The 17,294-nt window shown below is 63.0% G+C and carries 16 protein-coding genes; 12 read left to right on the top strand and 4 right to left on the bottom strand.

From position 1 onward, the window contains the following. Positions 1–81: 81 nt before the first annotated feature. A complete protein-coding gene (gene metK / locus VM94_RS02550) occupies positions 82–1,248 on the bottom strand; it encodes a methionine adenosyltransferase (protein WP_034783537.1) in 1,167 nt (388 codons plus the stop codon). A 188-nt stretch (positions 1,249–1,436) separates the two neighbouring features. On the opposite strand from metK, the gene VM94_RS02545 reads away from it, so the two are divergent. From VM94_RS02545 to dapF, 3 genes are read left to right on the top strand one after another with little or no spacing between them, the layout of a single operon-like run. After that, a complete protein-coding gene (locus VM94_RS02545) occupies positions 1,437–2,306 on the top strand; it encodes a lysophospholipid acyltransferase family protein (RefSeq protein WP_046682016.1) in 870 nt (289 codons plus the stop codon). Beyond that, on the top strand, positions 2,303–3,178 hold the full coding sequence (locus tag VM94_RS02540; RefSeq protein ID WP_046682015.1) for an LpxL/LpxP family acyltransferase: 876 nt from the start codon (positions 2,303–2,305) through the stop codon (positions 3,176–3,178). Before VM94_RS02545 ends, VM94_RS02540 begins: the two co-directional genes overlap by 4 nt. An 11-nt stretch (positions 3,179–3,189) precedes the next feature. Beyond that, complete coding sequence (dapF, locus tag VM94_RS02535) at positions 3,190–4,053, top strand: diaminopimelate epimerase (protein WP_046682014.1); 864 nt, start codon at positions 3,190–3,192, stop codon at positions 4,051–4,053. A gap of 11 nt (positions 4,054–4,064) precedes the next feature. On the opposite strand, the gene VM94_RS02530 is transcribed toward dapF, so the two are convergent. Beyond that, a complete protein-coding gene (locus VM94_RS02530) occupies positions 4,065–5,567 on the bottom strand; it encodes a tetratricopeptide repeat protein (RefSeq protein WP_046682013.1) in 1,503 nt (500 codons plus the stop codon). Positions 5,568–5,982: 415 nt separating this feature from the next. Here VM94_RS02530 and VM94_RS02525 point away from each other — a divergent pair, with 415 nt between their 5' ends. From VM94_RS02525 to VM94_RS02490, 8 genes are all read left to right on the top strand, one after another. After that, the gene (locus VM94_RS02525) at positions 5,983–7,062 is read left to right on the top strand and encodes a porin (protein ID WP_046682012.1); all 1,080 of its coding nucleotides are present in this window, start codon (positions 5,983–5,985) and stop codon (positions 7,060–7,062) included. Positions 7,063–7,240: 178 nt separating this feature from the next. Then, on the top strand, positions 7,241–7,918 hold the full coding sequence (locus tag VM94_RS02520; RefSeq protein WP_035823876.1) for a DUF484 family protein: 678 nt from the start codon (positions 7,241–7,243) through the stop codon (positions 7,916–7,918). A gap of 7 nt (positions 7,919–7,925) precedes the next feature. Next, positions 7,926–8,873, top strand: a complete 948-nt coding sequence (locus VM94_RS02515) for a tyrosine recombinase XerC (protein ID WP_046682011.1) — start codon at positions 7,926–7,928, stop codon at positions 8,871–8,873. Between the two features lie 139 nt (positions 8,874–9,012). Beyond that, positions 9,013–10,119, top strand: a complete 1,107-nt coding sequence (locus VM94_RS02510) for a CobW family GTP-binding protein (protein WP_046682010.1) — start codon at positions 9,013–9,015, stop codon at positions 10,117–10,119. A gap of 481 nt (positions 10,120–10,600) precedes the next feature. Beyond that, positions 10,601–11,053, top strand: coding sequence for an RNA polymerase-binding protein DksA (dksA, locus tag VM94_RS02505; RefSeq protein ID WP_034753066.1), 453 nt, complete (start codon positions 10,601–10,603; stop codon positions 11,051–11,053). Between the two features lie 223 nt (positions 11,054–11,276). Then, a complete protein-coding gene (gene hslV / locus VM94_RS02500) occupies positions 11,277–11,813 on the top strand; it encodes an ATP-dependent protease subunit HslV (protein ID WP_034753065.1) in 537 nt (178 codons plus the stop codon). Positions 11,814–11,851: 38 nt separating this feature from the next. Next, on the top strand, positions 11,852–13,204 hold the full coding sequence (gene hslU / locus VM94_RS02495; protein ID WP_046682077.1) for an ATP-dependent protease ATPase subunit HslU: 1,353 nt from the start codon (positions 11,852–11,854) through the stop codon (positions 13,202–13,204). Positions 13,205–13,222: 18 nt separating this feature from the next. Beyond that, positions 13,223–13,417 (top strand): hypothetical protein, encoded by a 195-nt coding sequence (locus VM94_RS02490; RefSeq protein WP_034753063.1) that lies wholly within the window; start codon positions 13,223–13,225, stop codon positions 13,415–13,417. 68 nt (positions 13,418–13,485) lie between these two features. Here VM94_RS02490 and VM94_RS02485 read toward each other — a convergent pair whose 3' ends face one another. Beyond that, positions 13,486–14,100, bottom strand: coding sequence for an outer membrane protein (locus VM94_RS02485; RefSeq protein WP_046682009.1), 615 nt, complete (start codon positions 14,098–14,100; stop codon positions 13,486–13,488). A gap of 168 nt (positions 14,101–14,268) precedes the next feature. Here VM94_RS02485 and VM94_RS02480 point away from each other — a divergent pair, with 168 nt between their 5' ends. Beyond that, a complete protein-coding gene (locus VM94_RS02480) occupies positions 14,269–15,054 on the top strand; it encodes a helix-turn-helix domain-containing protein (protein ID WP_046682008.1) in 786 nt (261 codons plus the stop codon). Here VM94_RS02480 and VM94_RS02475 read toward each other — a convergent pair. Beyond that, positions 15,027–17,285: a patatin-like phospholipase family protein gene (locus VM94_RS02475; RefSeq protein WP_046682007.1), complete on the bottom strand. Its 2,259-nt coding sequence runs from the start codon at positions 17,283–17,285 to the stop codon at positions 15,027–15,029. The two genes, VM94_RS02480 and VM94_RS02475, sit on opposite strands and share 28 nt — an antisense overlap. Positions 17,286–17,294: the final 9 nt, after the last annotated feature.

Genomic DNA, 17,294 nt, shown 5'->3' with positions numbered 1-17,294 from the left:
CACGTATTGCCATGTAACAACACATAAAAAAAGCGCCCGCAGCCAGCAGGCCGGGGCGCTTTTCTTGCAAATATGACTAGATTACTTCAGGCCGGCAGCGTCGCGCAGCAGGGCGACCTTGTCCGTGCGTTCCCACGTGAATTCCGGCTCTTCGCGGCCGAAATGGCCGTAGGCGGCGCTCTTCTGGTAGATCGGGCGCAGCAGGTCGAGCATTTGCACGATGCCTTTTGGACGCAAATCAAAGTGCGCCAGCACCAGCTTGGCGATTTCCGCGTCAGGAATCACGCCCGTGCCTTCCGTGTAGACGGTGATGTTGATCGGCTTGGCCACGCCGATGGCGTAGCTGACCTGCACCTGGCATTGGCGCGCCAGGCCGGCCGCGACGATGTTTTTCGCCACGTAGCGGGCCGCGTACGCTGCCGAACGGTCGACTTTCGATGGGTCCTTGCCCGAGAACGCGCCGCCGCCGTGCGGGGCTGCGCCACCGTAGGTGTCGACGATGATCTTGCGGCCGGTCAAGCCGCAATCGCCTTGCGGACCGCCGATGACGAAACGGCCCGTCGGGTTGACGAGGAATTTGGTCTCCGTCAGCCATTCGCGCGGCAGGATCGGCTTGATGATTTCCTCGATGACGGCTTCTTCGATCTGCTTGTGCGAGATTTCCGGCGCATGCTGGGTCGACAGCACGACCGTGTGCACGCCGACGGGACGGCCATCGACGTAGCGCAGGGTCACTTGCGATTTCGCATCCGGACGCAGCCATGGCAAACGGCCATCCTTGCGCAGCTGCGACTGGCGCTCGACCAGGCGGTGCGCATAGTGGATGGCGGCAGGCATCAGCTCGGCCGTTTCATCGCAGGCATAACCGAACATCAAGCCCTGATCGCCAGCGCCTTGATCCAGGTCAATACCCGCGCCTTCATCGACGCCTTGCGCGATGTCCGGCGACTGCTTGTCATAGGCCACCAGCACGGCGCAACCCTTGTAGTCGATGCCGTATTCCGTGTTGTCGTAGCCGATGCGTTTGATGGTTTCGCGCGCAACTTGAATATAATCCACATTGGCGTGCGTGGTAATCTCGCCAGCCAGCACCACCAGACCCGTGTTGCACAGGGTTTCTGCAGCCACGCGGGCGGCCGGATCCTGGGTCAGGATGGCGTCAAGGATGGCGTCGGAAATTTGATCGGCAACCTTGTCGGGATGGCCTTCCGAAACGGATTCGGAAGTGAAGAGATAGTCGTTTGACATTGCAAGCTCCTGTTTACTATGTGAATGTTCTGTCGCAGTAAAGAGGATTTTGCCTGCGACGCTTTAGCGATATTTATATTCCGCTTCGCAAGTTGTCTATTAACTCAGCGGTTACTGCATACGTGGTATTTTACGCTTCTTAAAAAATTTTGGCACAGCAACACGCCATTCCTGGAAACCGCTTATACATGTTAGTCCCAATTTTCCGCTTCTTGTCCATCTTTCCCCTGCCCGTCCTGCATGGCCTGGGCGCTGCGCTCGGCTGGGTGATTTACGCCATTTCCCCGTCCTACCGCCGCCGCATGCGCGAGAACATGCAGGGTGCGGGGTTTTCGCAACACTTGCACACGGCCGTGGCCGAAGCGGGCAAGAGCGTGCTGGAACTGCCCTTCATCTGGTGCGCGCCGGCCGAGCGCGTGGCGCGCCATGCGACGGTGGAAAACTGGGAACTGGTGGAAAAAGCCCTGCAGCACGGCCGCGGCATCGTCTTCCTCACGCCGCACCTAGGCTGCTTTGAAATCGTCGCCCAGCAAATCGCGCTGCGCACGCCGCTCACCGTGATGTACCGCCCGCCCAAGCGCGCCGCCTTGAAACCGCTGATCGAAGGGGCCCGTGCGCGCGAAAACCTGATGCTGGCGCCGGCCAATATGTCGGGCGTGCGCATCTTTGCCAAATGCCTGAAAAAGGGCCAGCCCATCGGCCTGCTGCCCGACCAGGTGCCGCAGGAAGGCGAAGGCGTGTGGGCCGATTTCTTCGGCCGCCCCGCCTACACCATGACCCTGCCGGCCAAGTTGGCGCAGATGGGCGGCGCCGAAGTCATCATCACCTACGCGGAACGCCTGCCGGGCGGGCGCGGCTATGTCGTGCATTTCGTGCCGTTCACCGAGTCGCTCGACAGCACTTCGGCCGAGCAGGCGCGCACCATCAATGCGGCCATGGAGCAATTGATCGCGCGCAGCCCGGCGCAATACCTGTGGAGCTACAACCGCTATAAAGTACCGCGCGGCGCACCGCCGCCCACTCCCGCGATACCCGATACCGCCGGGGAGCAGGCATGAGACTGCTGATCGCCTTCATGTGGCTGCTGCACTGGCTGCCTTTACCCATCCTCGGCCGCTTCGGCGTGGCCGTCGGCAGCGTGCTCTTCATCGCCATGCCCACACGGCGCAGGATCGCCCTGACGAATCTGCGCCTGTGCATGCCGGAATTGACGGAGCAACAGCGCGTGGCCCTGGCGCGCCAGCATTTCCAGGCGTATTCGCGCAGCGTGTGGGAGCGCAGCATCCTGTGGTGGTCGTCGGAAGCGCGCCTGAACCGCCTGATCAAGAAGGTACCCGCCTTCCCGGGCCAGCAGATCGCGGCCAAGCCCACCATCCTGCTGTGCCCGCACTTTGTCTGCCTCGACGTGGCCGGCGCCGCCACGGCCATGGAAATTTCCGCCTCGTCGATGTACGTGCAGCAAAAGAACGCCGCCTTCGACCAGGCCTTGCGCAACGGCCGTTCGCGCTTCAAGCCGCCCAAGCTGTTTACGCGCCAGGACGGCATCAAAACGATTCTGCGCGCGCTGCGCGACGGTTTGCCGTATTTCATGCTGCCGGACATGGATTTCGGCGAGAAGGATGCGGAATTCGTCCCCTTCTTCGGCGTGCCCGCCGCCACCCTGACGGCCACGGCGCGCCTGGCGCTGGCCGCCAAGGCGCAGGTCATTCCCGTCATCGCCACCTTCCTGCCCAACTACCAGGGCTGGCAAGTGACATACTATCCGGCGTGGGACGATTATCCGGGCGACGACATCACGGCCGCCACGCGCCGCATGAACGAGTTCATCGAGGAGCGCGTGCGCGAAGCGCCGGCCGAGTATTTCTGGACGCATAAACGCTTCAAGACGCGCCCGGAAGGCGAAGCGTCGTTCTATAACCAGCACAAGTGATACGGCAGACCATGAAACTCCACTTTACCAAGATGCATGGCGCCGGCAATGACTTCATCGTCATCGACGCCATCAACCAGGATATCGATTTCACGCCAGCCCAGTGGCAGCGCCTGGCCGACCGCCGTTTCGGCATTGGCGCCGACCAGATCCTCGTGGTGGAAAAGCCGCGCCTGCCCGGCTGCGACTTCCGCTACCGCATCTATAACAACGATGGCGGCGAAGTCGAGCAATGCGGCAACGGTGCGCGCGCCTTCGTCAAATTCGTCAGCGAAAAAGGCTTATCCGACAAGGCCAGCATCCGCGTGGAAACCATGGCCGGCGTCATCGCGCCGCGCCTGGAACTCGACGGCAGCATCACGGTCGACATGGGCGCGCCCGTGCTCGAACCCGCGCTGGTGCCGTTCGATGCGGCGGGACTGGACGGCGTGACGGAGGGCAGTGATCTGCTGTGGCCGCTGGACCTGGCGCTGCCGGGCAACGATACAACCGTGCTGGTGTCCGTCGTGTCGATGGGCAATCCGCATGCCGTGCAAGTGGTCGACGATGTCGATGCGCAAGACCTGGAAACGACGGGCCCGCGCATCGAGCACCACCCGCGCTTTCCCCGCAGAGTCAACGCCGGCTACATGCAGATCGTCAACCGCCAGCACGTGAAACTGCGCGTGTACGAGCGGGGCGCGGGCGAAACCCTGGCGTGCGGCACGGGCGCCTGCGCCGCCGCCGTGGCCGGCATCCGTCGCGGCTTGCTCGATTCCCCCGTGCGCATCAGCGCGCGCGGCGGCGAACTGTCGATCGCCTGGCAAGGCCCCGGCCATCCCGTGCTGATGACGGGCCCGGCCGTGACCGTGTTCGAAGGCACGATCGAGCTGTAATCAACGCTGCATCATGCCGCTAGGAACTGCTGATCCTGCGCGACATCAAGCTCGGCCAGGTAGCACTTCAGGCGGTACAGGCGCTGCCGGTAATTGCCTTCTGGACCATCGATGCCGCAATCGACGCGCTCGAACAGGCGCACCACCTGGTCGAGCAGCTGGCGCTCCTGCGCCGTGCGGATCAGCACCAGGCGCCGCTTGCCGCGCCCATGCGTGGCGCTGATATCGATCAGCAAACAATGCCCCTGGTCGGCCGCGTGGATATCGAGCAGCAGCGCCTCGGCACGCGACAGATGAAAGCAGCGCGCCAGCGCCAGGCGCGCCGCCAGCAGGGGATGGTTCTGGCCCAGCTGGCGCAAATGCCCATCGGCGTGCATGGCGGCACACTGGCCCCAGTCGCCGGGCTCGCCTTGCGGCGCGATTTTCGCCAGCGCCGCTTCCGCTTCACTGCTGCCTTGCGCCTGCGCCTGCAGCAGCCAGTACGCAGCCCGCACATCGTTGTTGACGCCGTCGCGGCGGTTACGCCAGGCATGCATGCCGCACTCGAGCTGGGCCGGGCCATGCCCCAGGTCGGCGGCACGCTCCAGGCAGAAATGGGCCTCGACCACATTGCGCTGGGAAAATTCCGGTTTCGTATAAATGCGCGACAACACGAACCAGGCTTCGGCCAGTCCCTGCTCGCCAGCCTGCGTCAGCCAGCGCACGGCACGCTTGAAATTGGCCGCGCCATTGCGCGTGGCCAGGCGCCGGCCATGCGCATCCATGCGCGCATAGCCGAGCCCCAGCTCCAGTTGCGCCGTGCGGTCGCCGCCATGCGCTGCCAGCTCGCAGCACTGCCAGCCCTCGGCATCGCCGCCAGGCGCCAATGCCTGGGCACAACGCGACAGCAACAGCACCTGCTGCGCGTCGAGGGCGATCGTGCGCGTACCGGCCGCAGCCTGGCGCTGCAACAGCTCGCGCGCCAGCGGCAAGCCTTTCGACAGGAAGCCCGCATGGTTGCCCTGGCTCCACGCCTGCTCCAGCCAGGCGTGCAGCGGCGTGTCGCCATCGATGGCTTGCCCGCCAGCGGCGCTGGTGTCGGGCCCCGGTGTTGCGGACGATTTTTCTTGCAGGGATAACAACCATTGCGCATCGGGCAAACCGGCGCGCACGGCGGCGTCGAGCGCCACGCGCGCCTTGGCGCGCAAGGCCTCACTGCTGCTGGCGGCATTGCCCAGCACCAGTTGCGCCAGCACCAGGCCCGCCTGCACCAGACCCGCATCGAACGCTTGCGCGTAATAGGGGATCAGCGCCTTGGCTGCCGGTTGCGCCACTTCGAAAGGCACGTGGGTGCCTATCAGCAAGCACGCTTCCTCGCTATCTTCCTGGGCCGCCCGCGCCAGCCAGTGCAAGGCGGTCGGCAAGCTTTGCGGCACCCCCTGGCCAAACAGATACACCCGTCCCAACGCCAGCTGGCAAGCTACATCGCCAGCACGTGCGCCCTTGATCAATCCTAATGTTTCGCGATTTGCCATCGATTCTCGATATTGAGTCAATGATTCTAATAATAGTAAGCCGTCTCCAGGCCCATCAGTGCAGGCCTTCCCTTAGTGTAACGTCCTTGTGTCATAAATCCGCCAAAGCGGACTCAAGAACTTGATTCAACGCAACAATGTCCTGGCCCGGACATGCCAAGATTGCAAGGCGCCGCTACGGTGGCGATGGGAGAACGCTGGCCATCGGCGCACGAGTGGCAAAAATCGCGCGTTACAAAAATACAACAGGGGCATGCAGTTATGCCGCTTTTCACCAATCTTTTCACGCACATTTGACCAATCCCGCACGTCTTGCGCGCCGACGAATTAAGGTTCATTCATCGAAACGCGACAGTTAGCGCATTTCAATCTGCTCGGATCTCGGACGGAACTCACTTTTAATAGGGAATAAGACATGAAAAAATCACTCGTTGCCCTCGCACTCTTCGGCGCCTTTGCCGCAACCGCACAAGCGCAGTCGTCCGTCCAAATCTACGGCACGATCGATGCAGGCCTGGGTAAAGCGACTGGTTCGACCACCGCCGTCACCAAGCGCGACAACAACAAACTGGGCTTCAAGGGTACGGAAGATCTGGGCAATGGCTTGAAAGCTATTTTCCAACTGGAAATTCGCTATGAGTCCGACACCGGCACCGTAGAAAACACGTCGGGCGCCAATTCGCGTCCGCTGTTCCAGGGTCAAAGCCGCGTCGGCCTGCAAGGCGACTTCGGTACCGTACGCCTGGGCCGTGGCCTGACCGCTTTCCAGGAAACGAGCACCGGTTTCGAACCATGGTCGGGCATGCCTACGCCAGCCGGTTTCCAGACCGACCTGACCGTTGCCGGCTACACCAGCGATCCGCTGAGCGCACCAGGCAACTCGCGTAACCGCTTCTCGAATGCCGTGTTCTACAACTCGCCAGTCATCAGCGGCTTCCAGTTCAACGCCACCGTGGCCGCCAAGGAAGCGAACAACAACGCCGCCGTTGCAGCCACCGTGCGCAACCTGACGACGAACGCCACCGGCAACTTCGCCCTGCCAGCCAATGTGGCGCCAGCGTCGAACCCGTACTCGGTGTCGGCAACCTACAACAACGCCCAGTTCGCCGCCATGGCTGCCTACGAGCGTAACGGCCTGCAAGCCAAGCTGTGGTCGGTCGGCGCATCGTTCAACCCGATCGCGGAATTGAAACTGATGGCATCGTACCAGCATCAGGATGACGGCAATTTCAAAATCGTCAATACCGACACCAAATCGTGGGTGCTGGGCGCCAACTATGACGTCGGCCCAGGCAAGATCCGCGCTGGCTACGGTCAAAAAACGCCGGACGGCGTCGCCAAGACCAAGCAGGCATCGCTGGGCTACGACTACAATCTGTCGAAGCGTACCTACCTGTACGCAGATATTTCGAACAAGAAGTCGGCTAGCGTCACCAACTACAACAACACCACCTCGGTCAACTACATCGGCCTGGGCTTACATCACAACTTCTAATGCCACGCAATCACCCTTCGTGGGTGATTGCTGAGCAAGGAATGCAAAGCGGCATGGGCAACCATGCCGCTTTTTTCATGGGCGCGCGGAAAATGCACGGGCGCCGCGCCCTTTGCGCCTAAGCCGCCGCACTCTCGGTTAGAATGAAGCGTTCAACTTTCACTGACAGACATTCTCAATGACCGCCACACTCGATTCCAGCACCGTCGCCCAGTACCTGAGCGAGCATCCGAATTTCTTCGAAGAGCATACCGCCCTGCTCGGCGAGGTCAAGCTGAGCAGCCCGCTGACGGGACGCACCATCTCGCTGCAGGAGCGGCAGATGGAAGTGATGCGCGACAAGTACAAGGCGCTCGAGCTGCGCATGTCCAAGCTGAGCCGCGTGGCCGAGGAAAATGGCGATATCGCCAGCAAGTTCCACGGCTGGAACCAGGCCATGCTGCAGGTGCGCAACGATGCGGACATGCCGCGCGTGCTGGTCGACGCCTTGCAAAGCAATTTCGACGTGCCCTACGTCAGCCTGCGCCTGTGGCAAGTGCTGCCGGAACATGCCGACGGCTGGTTCACGGAAGATGTGACGGCCGACGTGCGCATGTTCGCCAACAGCCTGCAAACGCCGTACTGCGGCAGCAACCGCGATTTCGAAGCCGTGCACTGGTTGCAAGCGGACAAGATCGAATCGACCGTCATGATCGCCCTGCGCGCCCCGAACACCACGGGCACCTTCGGCTTGCTGGTGCTGGGCTCGCCCGACAGCGAACGCTTTACGTCGAGCATGGGCACGGACTTCCTCGTGCATATCGGCGCCACGGCCAGCGCCGCCCTGGCCGCGCTGCGCGCCGGCTCGCCAGCCTGAGAACGCCGTGGGTGACGCGCGCGGCAAGGCCGAGTGGCTCGATGCCTACCTGGCGCAACTGGCCACGCAGCGCAAGCTGTCGCCGCATACCCTGGACGCCTACGGGCGCGACCTGCGCGCCTTGCTGGAGCTGAGCGGCAATACGCCGTGGACGGCATTGGCGCACAACGAAGTGCGCCGCTACACGGCCAAGCTGCACGCCGGCGGCCTCGACCCGCGCTCGATCGCCCGCAAGCTGTCGTCGTGGCGGGGCTTTTTCAACTGGCTCAGCGGTGAAACGGCGCTCGACGCCAATCCCGTCGACGGCATCCGCGCCCCCAAGCGTGCCAAGACCTTGCCCAAAGCCCTGTCGGTGGACGACGCCGTGCGCCTCGTGGCGCCTGCGCAACACCAGCAAGGCGCCGCCGAGCCGGAGCAGCTATGCAACCGCGCCATGTTCGAGCTGCTGTACTCGAGCGGCTTGCGCGTGTCTGAACTGACCAGCCTGGACACCCATTACTGCAAGGCCGAGAACGGCCGGGACGCCTCGCTGGGCTGGCTCGACATGGCCAGCTTCGAAGTCATCGTCACGGGCAAGGGCAGCAAGATGCGCAAGGTGCCCGTCGGCAAGGCGGCCCTCGTGGCCCTGACCGCCTGGCTGGGCGTGCGCCCGCCGGCTGCCGATGGCAGCGCTGCCTTGTTTTTAAGCACGCGCGGCACGCGCATCTCGCCCCGGGTGCTGCAGCTGCGCCTGAAGGCGCACGCGCTGGCCAGCGAAATTCCCGCCAACGTGCACCCGCACGTGCTGCGCCACTCGTTCGCCTCGCACGTGCTGCAATCGTCGGGCGACTTGCGCGCCGTGCAGGAAATGCTGGGCCATTCCAGCATCACCTCGACCCAGGTCTACACGGCCCTCGATTTCCAGCACTTGGCGCACGTGTATGACCAGGCGCACCCGCGCGCCAAGGTCAAGTAGACAACCGCGCCCCTTGGCCAGCCTGATCCATATCAAGCGGATCGGCCCGCATTTGCAAGCTTTTGCAAAATTCCGGCATAATCGTCCGCATTCTTCCGCTTGCGCGGCGGCACCACCGATTACAGCATAGGCATCCTTCATGGCACTGATTCCAACCACCATCCTCACCGGCTTCCTGGGCGCAGGCAAAACCACCTTGCTCAACCGCATACTGCAGGAAGACCATGGCATGCGCATCGCCGTGATCGAAAACGAGTTTGGCCAGGAAAACATCGACAATGAAATCCTGGTGCAGGATAGCAACGAGCACATCATCGAGATGAACAACGGCTGCATCTGCTGCACCGTGCGTGGCGACTTGATCGTGGGCCTGACGGAACTGGCGCGCAAGCGCGACGCCGGCCTGCTGGCGTTCGACCGCGTCGTCATCGAAACGACGGGCCTGGCCAATCCCGGCCCCGTGGCGCAAACCTTCTTTGTCGACGAAGAAGTGGGCAGCCACTACATGCTCGACGCCATCATCACGGTGGTCGATGCCCGCCATGCCATGAAACAACTCGATGAGTACGAGGAAGCCCAGCGGCAAGTGGGCTTTGCCGACAAGCTGCTGCTGTCGAAAACCGACCTCGTCAGTGAAGACGACGTGGCCACCCTGACCCGCCGCCTGAAACGCATCAACCCCCGCGCCCCGATCGCCAAGGTTGATTTCGGCCGCGCGCCGCTGGCCGAGGTGCTCGACATCCGCGGTTTCAACCTGAATGAAAAGCTGGAACTGGACCCGGATTTCCTGGCCACGGAAACGGCGCACGTGCACGATCATGACCTTGCGCACGACCACGATCACGCACATGAACATGGCCATGAGCACAAGCATGAGCACGCACATGAGCACACCGAAGCCTGCGCCACCGATTGCGGCCACGCCGACCACCACCATGCGCAGCACAGCGACGATATCGCCGCCTTTGTTTTCAAGAGCACGCAACCGTTCGACAGCGCCAAGCTCGACGAGTTCCTCGGCGGCCTGGTGCAAGTGTATGGCCCGCGCATGCTGCGCTACAAGGGCGTGCTGTTGATGCAGGGCGCCGAGCGCAAGGTGGTCTTCCAAGGCGTGCATCAGCTGATGGGCAGCGACCTGGGTGCCAAATGGGGCGAAAACGAAGTACGCGGCAGCAAAATGGTGTTTATTGGCAAAAATCTACCAAAAGACATTTTTATTCGCGGACTCGAACAATGTTTGGTATAAACTAGCCGGGTTTTGCAAAGTATCCGTTGCAAAGCAGAAACAAAAGGGAAAGTTAAGCACGCTTTCCCGCTGTCCGACACCCATCTTGCTGGTATAAACCAACAAGTAGCCGTCTCTGATCGGCTAGTCAACAAATCGGGATGGCAATATAAGGCAAAGCGTGCCAAAATCAGCGACGAAAACGGCCCATGTCGTTCGCCTGTCATGAAATGCTGGCAAACTGCCGCTGGCCGCATGCCAGGCATGCAACCGATCCACCCAACACGCCTGTTGACGCGCGCATAGCGCGACTGGCATAGAGCGGTAAAAAGTTATCAACATGGCACCTTAGCCGGCCGGTAGTCCTGGCTTACACCGGCAAGCCAAGGTCGCACGCAGTACAGCGGGACAGCAATGCCAAGCGGAACCTGTACAGTTGCTCGGTATCGCCGCATCAACTGATCAATTTGAAAACTCTGTCGTATCGAAGGTAAGCGAAGTTATGACCAAAACTAATAAATCGACCCCGGCCGCCAACCAAGACATCCCTCTCATCAGCGAAGATCAAATTCGCGCCATGAGCGAAGATGACTACATGAATCCGGCACAACTGGCATTCTTCAAGGCGCGCCTGCAGCAGCTTGAAAAAGACCTGCTGAAAAACGCCGGTGAAACCACGGAACACTTGCGTGAAACCGTGCTCGTACCGGACCCTGCCGACCGCGCCACCATCGAGGAAGAGCATGCGCTGGAACTGCGCACGCGCGACCGCGAGCGCAAATTGCTGAAGAAAGTGCAGCAATCGATCGCCAGCATCGACGCCGGCGACTATGGCTGGTGCGAAGAAACGGGCGAGCCTATCGGCATCCCGCGCCTGATCGCCCGTCCGACCGCCACCCTGTCGCTGGAAGCCCAGCAACGGCGCGAACTGAAGCAAAAACTCTACGGCGACTGATCGCCCTGCCCCTTGCGCGGCCGCCCCGGCGGCCCCGCGATGGCGAAAAAAAAGCATGCAACCTTCGGTTGCGTGCTTTTTTTTCGTCCCGCGCCGACTACACTGAAGCAGGCACGGCAGCGGCAAGTGCCGCTTGCAATTGCCTTTTCCATCCCCACTTTTGAAGCATGGGCGCGCAATCGCATGGCCTTGCACGCATCGGCACGAATCTTTTGAGGTCACTATGGAACAATTTCACGGCACCACCATCCTCTGCGTCCGGCGCGGCAAGCAAGTCGCCCTGGGCGGCGACGGCCAGGTAACGCTCGGCAACATCGTCATGAAGGGCACGGCCCGCAAAGTGCGTAAGTTGTATCAGGGCAAAGTCCTGGTCGGCTTTGCCGGCGGCACCGCCGACGCTTTTACCCTGCTCGACCGCTTTGAAGGCAAGCTGGAAAAACACCAGGGCAATCTGCTGCGCGCCTCCGTCGAACTGGCCAAGGACTGGCGCACCGACCGCGTGCTGCGCCGCCTGGAAGCGATGCTGCTGGTGGCCGACAGCGAATCGACCCTGGTCATCACGGGCAATGGCGACGTGCTGGAACCGGAAGACGGCATCGGCGCCATCGGCTCGGGCGGCACCTACGCCCAGTCGGCCGCCAAGGCGCTGCAGGAAAACACGGACTTGTCGCCGGCCGACGTGGTCAAGAAATCGCTGACCATCGCCGCCGAACTCTGCATTTATACGAACATGTCGCACATCATCGAGACGCTCGACTAAGCGCGCCCCGAGCACAGAATAGAAAGCCAACTATGATCATGAACATGACCCCGTCGGAAATCGTTACCGAACTCGACAAGCACGTGGTGGGCCAGGCCAAGGCCAAGCGCGCCGTCGCCATCGCCCTGCGCAACCGCTGGCGCCGCCAGCAGGTGGCCGAGCCCCTGCGCCATGAAATCACGCCAAAAAATATCCTCATGATCGGCCCCACGGGCGTCGGCAAGACGGAAATCGCGCGCCGCCTGGCTAAGCTGGCCGAGGCGCCGTTCATCAAGATCGAAGCGACCAAATTCACCGAAGTCGGTTATGTGGGCCGCGACGTCGACACCATCATCCGCGACCTGATCGACATCGGCATCAAGCAGACGCGCGCGCTGGAAATGAAGAAAGTGCGCGCACGCGCCGAAGATGCGGCCGAAGACCGCGTCATCGACATCCTCGTGCCGCCGGCGCGCGACTTCGGCTTCACGCCGAATACGGCCGCGGCCGTGGACACGGGCAGCGGCGACAGCACGCGCCAGACCTTCCGCAAGCGCTTGCGCCAGGGCGAGCTCGATGACAAGGAAATCGAGATCGAACTGGCCGAGGCGGGCCCGCAGATGGAAATCATGGCGCCGCCCGGCATGGAAGAAATGACGGAGCAGATCAAGTCCATGTTCTCGGGCGTGGGCGCGCAGCGCAAGAAGGCGCGCAAGGTCAAGATCAAGGAAGCCTTGAAACTGCTGGTCGAGGAAGAAGCGGCCAAGCTCCTCAACGAAGATGAACTGAAACAGAAGGCCATCCAGAACGTCGAGCAGAACGGCATCGTCTTCCTCGATGAAATCGACAAGATCGCCTCGCGCTCGGAGTCCGGCGGCGCCGACGTCTCGCGCGCGGGCGTGCAGCGCGACCTGCTGCCGCTGGTCGAGGGCACGGCCGTCAACACCAAGTACGGCATGATACGCACGGACCACATCCTGTTCATCGCCTCGGGCGCCTTCCACCTGTCGAAACCGTCGGACCTGATCCCGGAACTGCAGGGACGCTTTCCCATCCGCGTGGAGCTGGAATCGCTGTCGATCTCGGACTTCGAGCGCATCTTGACCAGCACCGACGCCTGCCTGACGATGCAGTACGAAGCCTTGCTGGCAACGGAAAACCTGAAACTGCAGTTCGCGCCGGAAGGCATCACGCGCCTGGCGGAAATCGCCTACTCGGTTAACGAGCGCACGGAAAACATCGGCGCGCGCCGCCTGCACACGGTGATGGAAAAACTGCTGGAAGAAGTGTCGTTTACGGCCAGCGAAGGCAGCAGCAGCACGGAAAACCTGCTGGTGATCGATGCCGCGTACGTCAACGAACGCCTGGAAGCGCTGTCGGTCAACGAGGACCTGTCGCGCTACGTGCTGTAAGAAGGAAGGGGGAAACCGATGGCAAACAAGGCATTGGCGACGCGGCAGAAAATGCAGTTCCGCGTCGAACCCTCGCAAAAACCGCGCAACCCGGTCGCCACTGCAGCCCTGCAGCGCGCCGCCGGGGCGCACGTGAAAACCGTGTCAGGCCAGCGCCAGCAGGAAAAACGCCTGCTGGCGAAACTGCTGTTGAAAGTAGAAACGGACAAATAGGCCGCCCGCGGACACCCCTTTTATAGGGCGTCCGCCATCAGGCCACTCTCTGCCGCAGCAGCATCCCCTTAGAAACGGTAGGACGCGCCCAGCGAAAACATGTCGACCTTGGTCGTTTGCTTGCTGTTGTACTTGACGGGCACGCGGTCCCAGTCGAGGTGCAGCGACCAGTTCTGGTTCAGCGCATACGCCGCGCCAAGGCCGTAGGTCAGGCCGATCTTGCTCTTCTTGTCCGAACCGCCGCCCAGATAATCGACCTTGCCCTGCGTGTAGGCCGCGCCGGCGCGGCCACTCAGTGTAAACGCGTCAAACTGGTAACCGAGCACGCCCTGCATGCCGAGGCCCGTGAACTTGCCGCGGCCAGCGCGCTTGCCCGCGTCCGTGTCGAAGCCGGACTTGACCTCACCGCCCATATACCCCACCAGCTCAATCGAAGGCAGGGCCACGCCGCCCTGAAACGGCAACGCGTCGAAACTGTAACCCAGGTAGGCCTTGCCATTGCGCTTGCTGCTTTTATCGCAATCGCTTTGTCCGGCGATGCAATCGAGGCCCGTGCTGGCGCGAAAGCCATAGCTGGCGCCCGCATAGAAGGGACCTGGTGCAGGCTCGGCTGCGGTGGCATGCAGTGGGGCGATGGTGGCCAGCGCCAGCAGCGCTGCGGGGAAACGGAAAGATGGGAACATGGATAACCTCTACAAGTGGATGGATTGCCTGGTTGTAGCGCGCTGCGCGAGCCACAAGCGGGAGTGTCATCTCTTTTGCAGAAAAGTACTATCAGCTTGTGCAAAGTGCCATTAACGGCTACATTCGGTACCGTCATCCGCTACCAAACTTGTAAAAAAGGATATCCCGTGAGCTCACCTGAACTGGTTTTGCGCGTGCTGCGCACCCAACTGCGCGCCGCCGGCATCACGTACAAGGTACTGGCCGAACGCATCGGCATGAGCGAGTCGAGCGTCAAGCGCATGTTTGGCCAGCACGACATGTCGCTGTCGCGCCTGGCCCTGATCTGCAAGGCCTCGGGCATCGCCATGGAAGACGTGCTGCGCGGCGCGGCCGACATCACGCCGCATGCCGACACGCTCACCCTGGTGCAGGAAAAGTCGCTGGTGGCGCATCCGCGCCTGCTGCTGGTGGCGATCTGCTGCCTCGGTCACTGGAGCCTGGAGCAGGTGGTGGAAACGTATGCGCTGACGCAGGCCGAATGCATCGGCTGCCTGGCCGAACTGGACCGCCTGGGCTTGATCGAACTCAAGCCGCTGAACCGCTACAGCCTGCGCGTCTCGAACGCCTTCCACTGGCTGGCCGACGGCCCGGTGCAGCAGTACTTCCGCGAACACGTGGTGGCCGATTATTTCAGCGGGCATTTCGACGGCGCCGGCGAAACCCTGATGTGCATCCCGGCACGCCTGTCGCTGTCGAGCGCACAGGAGCTGGTGCAGAAGATCCGCCAGCTGGCCGAGGAACTGGCGCGCCTGCACCAGAACGACCGGCGCCTGGCGCCCGCCGAGCGCGATGGCTTTACCCTGCTGCTGGGCTTTCGCTCATGGGAATTTGCCGCCTTCACGGCCCTGCGCCGCAGCTCGGCGGCAGCAGCTCCGGCGGCTCCTTACCAGACCGGTCCCAGGAACAGATAAAACGTGCTCTCGCCACCCTTCGATGCGCCCGAAGCCACGTACACGGGACCGAAGCGCGTATCGACGGAAATGAAAGCGCTGCTGGCCTGCGTGAACTTGGTGGATTTCCAGCGCTCGCTCTGGTCGAAGCCGCCACCCATTTCCAGCGAAAAGCCGGCCCGCACGGCGCCGCCCAGGGTGCTGGGCAGGGAACCGATGCGGCGCGCCATCACGAAGCGCGCCAGGGCCACGCTGCGCCCCGTCACCGATTCGAACTGCGTGCCTGACAGGCGCAGGAAGCCGCCCAGGCTGAGCGGCGCCTCGCCCCGCTGCGAGCGCGCCCATTCGCCATACACGTGACCGGCCCAGTTGCCGCGGCTAAAAGCCTGCATGCCGGTGATGGAAGAGCGGCCCAGGGCCGCTTCGCCCGAACCCGTGCTCGAATCACGCGTCCAGGTGGCGTCCACCAGCATGCCGCGCGTGGGGAAACCCGGCGAATCGAGCGTATCGACGCGCAGCTGCACAAACTGCGTGGTGCCCAGTGCGCGCGACTCCGGCAGCGTAGGGTCGGCCGGAATCGCCAGCCTGCCCTTGACCTCCGTGCGCGTGACGCCAAACCGCAGATCGCCCCAGGTACCGAACTGGCGTCCCAGTACCAGCGCCGCCGTCTGGCCGTTATATGTCACACGGGAGCTGCGCCGGCCCTTGTCGAACAAATCCATCGCCGACGAGCTGTACTGCAGTTCCGGCGCGATATACCACGGGTTGCCGGCCCCAAGCGGCTGCCAGAACTGCACCCCATAGCCGCGCGCATTGCCGATCTGCGCCATGCTGCGCAATTCGCCGCCCCAGCTGTTCAAGTTCGAGCGCACGTGCAGCAGCTTCAGGGCAAAGGTATTGCTGTCCCTGAAATCGCTGGCCATTTCCAGGCCCACGCGCAGGCGGTTGCTGGCCCATGGCGCCTCGACGGCCTTGATATTGACCGTGCGCTGGTCGCCCGCGTCGACCACTTCCGTCTCCACGCGCGCCACGTCGCCGCGGCCATACAGTCTGGCGGCCGCCTTGAGCACATCTTCCTGACTGACCGACTGCCCTTCCACCAAGCCCGATTGGGCCTGCAGGATGCGCGGATTGATTTCGCCTTCGCTCTCCACTGCCAGGCGCGTAAGCGGCAGGGCCACGTCCAGCAGGGCCGGCGCCGCCAGGCGCAGCTGCTCGCGCGCCGCATACTGCTCCGGCGGCAGGGCCAGCGGCGCCAGGCGGGCGGCCAAGGCTTGCGCCGCCTGTTCGCCCGCGCGCATGGCGCGCGCATAGTTTTCAAAGTCGAGGAAACTGACGCCCGTCAGGTCGGGCGCCACCAGGATATCCTGCGGCTGCAGCTCCTTGAGCGAGCGCTGCACGTTCTGCTCCGTGAGGATTTGCAGCATCTGCTGCGCCACACCGATGGCGCTGCCCAGCTCTTTTTCCGGCGCCAGCGGCGTGCCCACGTTGACGGCGATGATGATGTCGGCGCCCATGGCGCGCGCCATGTCAACGGGCAGGTTGCGCACCAGGCCCCCATCGACCACCAGCCGGTTATTCACGCGCACGGGGGCAAACACGCCCGGCACGGCCAGCGAGGCGCGCATCGACAGGAACAAAGGCGTGTCGACCAGTTCCACCAGTTCACCATTGACCAGGTCCGACGCCACCGAGCGGAAAGGCAGCGGCAGCTGGCTGGCGGGACGATCGCGCATGCCGGCCGGCAGCAGCCGGTTCAAGGCCATTTCCAGCGCCGCATTGCTGGCCGCCGCCGGCGGCGTGGAAATGCCATTGCGGCTGGTGCCAAACTCGATGCGCGACGGCAGCAATAAATCTTCCTCGCGGCGGCGGAACGCCAATTCGTCGCGCGGCGGCCGGTCGGCCACCACGCGCGCCCAGTTGGTCTCGCGCGCCATCTTTTCCAGGTCCGCCACGGAAGCGCCGGCCGCATACGCGCCGCCCACCACGCCGCCCATGCTGGTGCCGACCACCATGTCGATCGGCACATGCAGCTCCTGCAGCACTTTCAATACGCCGATATGCGCGAGGCCGCGCGCGCCGCCGCCCGACAGCACGAGGGCGATGCGCGGACGCGCCGGCACGGGCGCGGGAACGGCCACGGTGGAAACAGGGGAAAGCGTGACGGCGGGAACGTCGGCTGCGGCGCCGGCTTGCGGCAAGGCGCACAGCGCCGCCACGCAGCCCGCCAGGACGGCACGGATCGAAAACATGAGGACTCC

The organism is Janthinobacterium sp. KBS0711 (assembly GCF_000988085.1).
In the GTDB taxonomy this organism is placed as follows: domain Bacteria; phylum Pseudomonadota; class Gammaproteobacteria; order Burkholderiales; family Burkholderiaceae_D; genus Janthinobacterium; species Janthinobacterium lividum_E.
Note: the sequence above shows the minus strand (reverse complement) of the source record. Positions and strands in the feature narration are given on the sequence as shown.